The sequence below is a fragment of the Sporosarcina sp. BP05 genome, from assembly GCF_014282005.1.
GTDB lineage: Bacteria > Bacillota > Bacilli > Bacillales_A > Planococcaceae > Sporosarcina.
In genome coordinates this window covers 1-361 of the sequence record NZ_JACFTD010000097.1, presented here as the reverse complement: position 1 = coordinate 361, position 361 = coordinate 1, and the positions used below count along the sequence as shown (strand labels likewise).

Here is a 361-nt window from a genome sequence, read left to right as displayed (position 1 = left end):
TAAGTACCGTTCATAAAAAAAGTACTTGCAATTATATTGACTGTATGATATAATGAATAGTGTCTCTTGAGAAAGATGACAATAGTCTGGTGACGATTGCGAAGAGGTCACACCCGTTCCCATCCCGAACACGGAAGTTAAGCTCTTCAGCGCCGATGGTAGTTGGGGGTTTCCCCCTGCAAGAGTAGGACGTCGCCGGGCTTGTACATTCATTACATAGATGTTCAAAAGGACAAGTAATTAATTGTTGTCTAACTTATACCCAGGAGGATTAGCTCAGCTGGGAGAGCACCTGCCTTACAAGCAGGGGGTCGGCGGTTCGAGCCCGTCATCCTCCACCATACATTTTATAATGATTTTT

Annotated in this window: 1 tRNA gene and 1 rRNA gene; both read left to right on the top strand. The window is 44.6% G+C overall.

What is annotated here, in order from left to right:
- Positions 1 to 85 precede the first annotated feature (85 nt).
- Positions 86 to 201 (top strand): 5S ribosomal RNA (gene rrf, locus H2672_RS19330).
- Between the two features lie 64 nt (positions 202 to 265).
- Positions 266 to 341, top strand: a tRNA-Val gene (locus tag H2672_RS19325).
- Positions 342 to 361: the final 20 nt, after the last annotated feature.